Annotated in this window: 5 protein-coding genes, 1 other RNA gene and 1 pseudogene; all 7 read right to left on the reverse strand. The window is 63.2% G+C overall.

From position 1 onward, the window contains the following. Nucleotides 1-463 (reverse strand): annotated as a pseudogene (locus tag MSIMFI_RS28410) (hypothetical protein); the annotation flags it as partial. Between the two features lie 4 nt (nt 464-467). Continuing rightward, a complete protein-coding gene (locus tag MSIMFI_RS21230) occupies nt 468-731 on the reverse strand; it encodes a hypothetical protein (protein ID WP_191498997.1) in 264 nt (87 codons plus the stop codon). Between the two features lie 144 nt (nt 732-875). Continuing rightward, nucleotides 876-1243: a transfer-messenger RNA gene (gene ssrA / locus MSIMFI_RS21235) on the reverse strand. Between the two features lie 78 nt (nt 1244-1321). Next, nucleotides 1322-2167, reverse strand: a complete 846-nt coding sequence (locus MSIMFI_RS21240; RefSeq protein WP_191498998.1) for a maleylpyruvate isomerase family mycothiol-dependent enzyme — start codon at nt 2165-2167, stop codon at nt 1322-1324. A 20-nt stretch (nt 2168-2187) separates the two neighbouring features. After that, complete coding sequence (gene smpB / locus MSIMFI_RS21245) at nt 2188-2688, reverse strand: SsrA-binding protein SmpB (RefSeq protein ID WP_191498999.1); 501 nt, start codon at nt 2686-2688, stop codon at nt 2188-2190. Nucleotides 2689-2690: 2 nt separating this feature from the next. Next, the gene (gene ftsX, locus MSIMFI_RS21250) at nt 2691-3584 is read right to left on the reverse strand and encodes a permease-like cell division protein FtsX (RefSeq protein WP_191499000.1); all 894 of its coding nucleotides are present in this window, start codon (nt 3582-3584) and stop codon (nt 2691-2693) included. Further along, nucleotides 3585-4274 (reverse strand): cell division ATP-binding protein FtsE, encoded by a 690-nt coding sequence (gene ftsE, locus MSIMFI_RS21255; RefSeq protein WP_186245632.1) that lies wholly within the window; start codon nt 4272-4274, stop codon nt 3585-3587. It abuts the gene before it with no gap. Nucleotides 4275-4485 lie beyond the last annotated feature (211 nt).

Here is a 4485-nt window from a genome sequence, read left to right on the forward strand (position 1 = left end):
CCCGCCCACCGGCGATCCGGGACCGCCCCCCGCCCGGGTCAACGCGGCCGCGGGGGGGCCAACCGGAATCGGTGTTTCCCGTTTCGTCGCGGTTGGCGGGCCGCCCCCGCGGACGTGGCTTTTCGGGAGGAATCCCTTCTCCAGCTCCAGCGACCAACCGTTCGAGCGTGCCCGCGCCCCCCGCCGGGGGCAGGGGGCGCGGATCGCTGCCCTGAGCCCGCCGATGCGGCGTGATCGATAAAGGGCTGCTGAACGCGGGCGGGATCCGGGTTGGGGCCTTCACCGCACGGCCCGTAAACATCCCTGTGGAAACCGCCTTTTCGGCTGGCACCTTCTTGGCCCCGCGTTTGGCCGGGGCCTGAACCAACGCCTTCGCAGCGGCTTTCTTTGTCGGACTCTTCGCCGCGACGACTTTCTTCGAGGCCTTCTTCGTCGTGGCCACTTTCTTCAACGGTTTTGCCATGTCACTACCTGCCTCCTGAGATGCGGAGGGCTTTGTCGAGTTCGCCCTTTCGGGCCTTCATGCAATGGATCACAAGGTCTTCCTGGGCTTTATGGAGCACGATCATTTCCACCAGGATTCCCTTCGCCGTGAAGCGGAACACCCAGGTCCGAGGCGGCTCGTCGTCGATTACGTCGTAGGAAATGTGGACGTGCTCTAGGGCGTGTCGTATGTCGTCCTCGGTGTACTCGCGCTTGAGGGCCGAGTCGTGGACCTTCGTCGGCCTCACACGATTAACGTAACACGAAATTGTGTGGTTGCTGCCCGGCCCGGGCGCCCTGCAGAGCGTCGCGGCTTGCACACAATTACAGAACGAAGGGTTTCCGACTTCCGCCGAAACCCCGTTCTGGACTGCTGCGTAGCGTTGTCGCTCTCGTGGAGCTGCCGGGAATCGAACCCGGGTCCTACGGCATTCCCTCAAGGCTTCTCCGTGCGCAGTTCGCTATGTCTCTGCTCGGATCTCCCGGTCACGCGAACTAGCCGAGATGACGATCCCAGTCGCTGTTGGTGTCCCGATGAGTCCCGCGACCGAACTCATCGGTGGATCCCTCTAGATGACGCCAGGGTCCGGGTCGAGGGCTTTCCCGGTCTGACGGACTTGCTGTCGCTTAGGCAGCGAGAGCGAAGTCGCGCTGAGTGTTCTCGGCGCTTAATTGGTTGCAACGACGCTTACGGTGGTCTCTTGCCTGCACCGGCACGCTTCCCTTGATTCGATGCGCGAAGTCGAAACCGTTCAGCCCCTCGCATCCCCGCCGACTTTCGGCAGGACCATCAATGGTACGCCGCTACCAACAACCGACAACGGAATTAACTTCCCGATCAGATCACGAAGTTCAGCCGCTCGACGATTCGCTGAGCGACATCCTGGTCGCCCTCAAGCGCAATGTCCTGACCGCGCCCCGCGTACATCGGGCGACCACCGGCGAGCCTGGTGAACTGCAGCCCGTCCAGCCGGACCGTCGCCGTCGGGTCCTGCCCGCCGAAGTCGTCGACTACCTGGGCGCGACCGTCGACGGAGACGCGGACGGTACGGGCCAGCGGGCCGGTCAGCTCGAACAGGACCCGGGATCCGTCAGGCGCGTTGCCGCGCTTACCGACGACGAACCCCATGGTGGACGAGATCTCGTCGAGGGCCAGTTGTGACGCCGGCCCGGCGAGCTCCTCATCGGACGACGGCCGGTTCAACCCAACCCGGATGTCTTGCTCATGCATCCAGCAGTCGAAGACCCGGACGCGCATGAACCGCCCATAGGTGTCCGGACCCGCCGGCGTCGGCGTCACCGCGTTCCAGTCGTCGGCGGACAGGCTCTCCAAAACCGTGCGCCGAGCATTGGTCACCGCACGAAACCGCGCAACCACCTCGGCGCCCGACTCCCCGCTGAGATGGCGCACCCAGCACTCATTCATCGCGCCGATGTCGTTGCGGACATGCTCAAGCGTCGAGACATCGATGTCCGGCTGGGGTGCGGCGACGCCGGCCAGGAACGACTCGGTGCCGATCATGTGCGATACCACGGCTTTCACATCCCAGCCGGGTAGCGGTGACGGCGCCTGCCAGTCCGTTTCGGCCAACTCGTCCAGCAGAACACCGATGTCGTCCCATACGGCAAAAAGGCCAGCTAAAACATCGGATTTGTCGAGTTGGGTGACGGGACGATCGGCCATGGTCGAATAGTAGGCCCGAATCACATGCCCTTGGCGCGACGGCCCAGCTCGCGCAGCACCTCACGTTGGGCGTCGCGGCGGGCCATGTCCTGGCGCTTGTCGTGCGCTTGCTTGCCGCGCGCCAACGCGAGTTCGACCTTGACCTTGCCCTCGGTGAAGTACAGCGACAACGGCACCAGCGCGAAGTTGCCTTCGCGGATCTTGCCGATCAGGGTGTCGATCTGGCGGCGGTGCAGCAGCAACTTGCGGTTGCGCCGCGGTTCGTGATTGGTCCAGCTGCCGTGCTGGTATTCGGGGATGTGCAGATTGCGTAGCCAGATTTCACCGTCGTCGACGGTAGCGAACGCGTCGACCAGGGACGCGTGCCCCTCCCGCAGGCTCTTCACCTCAGTCCCCTGTAGTGAGACGCCGGCTTCGTACACCTCGATGATCGAGTAGTTGTGACGGGCTTTGCGGTTGCTGGCGATGATCTGTTTGCCAGTCCCCTTAGTCCCCTTAGCCGCGCCAGGCTTCTTGGACACCGCTACCGCCGTACGTATATGCGCAACGTTATGTATGCCGTCACGCCGGCCATCGCCACGCCCAGCAAGAGCAGGAATGGGGATATATAGAGAATGTCGGCATAGTCGACTCGGGCTATCAGATTTGCTTGATAGAACTGGTTGAGCGCATTGTCCAGGAACAACGCCCGCACCAACATCAAGCCGGCGATCGCGATGACCACACCGAAAGTCGCGGCCAGCGTCGCCTCCACCAGAAAGGGCAACTGGGTATACCAGCGGCTCGCGCCGACCAGGCGCATGATGCCGATCTCGGTGCGCCGCGTATAGGCAGCCACTTGGACCATGTTGGCGATCAACAGAATCGCACCGACGGCCTGAACCAGCGCCACGGCGAAAGCCGCCTTACTCAAACCGTCCAGCACCGCGAACAATCGGTCGATCAGATCCTTTTGATTCAGCACCGAAAGCACCCCGGGCTGACCCTGCATTGCGGAGTCGAAGTCTTTGTGCTGCTCGGGGTTGTTCAGCTTGACGATGAACGACGCCGGAAAGGAGTCCTTGCCGGCGACGTCCTTGTACTGCGGAAACTTCCGAATGGCATCGTCGTAGGCCTGCTGGCGGTTGAGGAACCGCACGGATTTGACGTCTTGTCGCCCTTCGATCCGCTCCCGCAGCGCCTTACACGGGTTGGCGTCGCAGGATGGGTCGTTGGCGGAGACGTCGTCGGTGAGGAACACCTGCGTCTCGACTCGGTCGAGGTAAATGGCGCGGGAGTGGTCGGCCAGCAAAACTACCAGCAAACCGCCGCCGAACAGGCCGATCGAGATCGCTGTCGTCAGGATCATCGCAATGGTCATCGTGACATTGCGACGAAAGCCGGTGAGGACCTCGTTGAGCAGGAAGCCGAATCGCACTTAGCGATCCATCCCATAGACACCACGCTGTTCGTCGCGAACCAGCCGGCCCAGTGACAACTCGACCACTCGCTGCCGCATCGAGTCGACGATGTGGTGGTCGTGTGTGGCCATCAGCACCGTCGTTCCGGTGCGGTTGATCCGCTCCAACAAATCCATGATGTCCTTACTGGTATCTGGGTCGAGGTTGCCAGTGGGCTCGTCGGCCAGTAGTACCAGCGGCCGGTTGACAAATGCGCGGGCGATCGCGACGCGCTGCTGCTCGCCACCCGAGAGCTCATGTGGCAGCCGGTTGGCCTTGCCCGACAAGCCCACCGTCTCGAGCACCTCGGGCACCACCCGGTTGATCGCGTCGGTGCGTTTGCCGATCACCTCCAGCGCGAAGGCGACGTTGTCGTAGACCGTCTTTTGCTGCAGCAAACGGAAGTCCTGGAAGACGCAGCCGATCACCTGGCGCAGCTTCGGCACGTGGCGGCCGCGGAGCTTGTTGACATGAAACTTCGAGACTCGGATGTCGCCGGTTGTCGGCGTGTCCGCGGCCAGCAGCAGCCGCATGAATGTCGACTTACCCGAACCCGAAGGGCCGATCAGGAAGACGAACTCACCCTTGTCGATTTTGACGTTGACGTCATCCAGCGCCGGACGTGCCGACGATTTGTACTGCTTGGTGACATGGTCCAGGGTGATCATCACGGCACGCCAGTGTAGCGGTGCGATTCGCTGGCACGCGAAATTCAGCTGGCCGGGGGCGTCATGTTTGGCACTGGGCCCGGCCCGGGCTCCGGCGGCGGGGTCGTGCTCGGAGGACAGAAAGGCGGCGGCAGCAGGCACGGCGGCGGCGGCAGGGTGAACGGAGGCGGGGTGGTCGTGGTGGTGGTTACGGGCGGAGTGGTGGTGGGTG

This window comes from Mycobacterium simulans, assembly GCF_900232995.1.
In the GTDB taxonomy this organism is placed as follows: Bacteria; Actinomycetota; Actinomycetes; order Mycobacteriales; family Mycobacteriaceae; genus Mycobacterium; species Mycobacterium simulans.

Bases quoted from the DNA above. Each gene is read 5' to 3' on its own strand.
- MSIMFI_RS21240 (WP_191498998.1), bottom strand. From the start codon at position 2,167: ATGGCCGATCGTCCCGTCACCCAACTCGACAAATCCGATGTTTTAGCT.
- ftsE (WP_186245632.1), bottom strand. From the start codon at position 4,274: ATGATCACCCTGGACCATGTCACCAAGCAGTACAAATCGTCGGCACGT.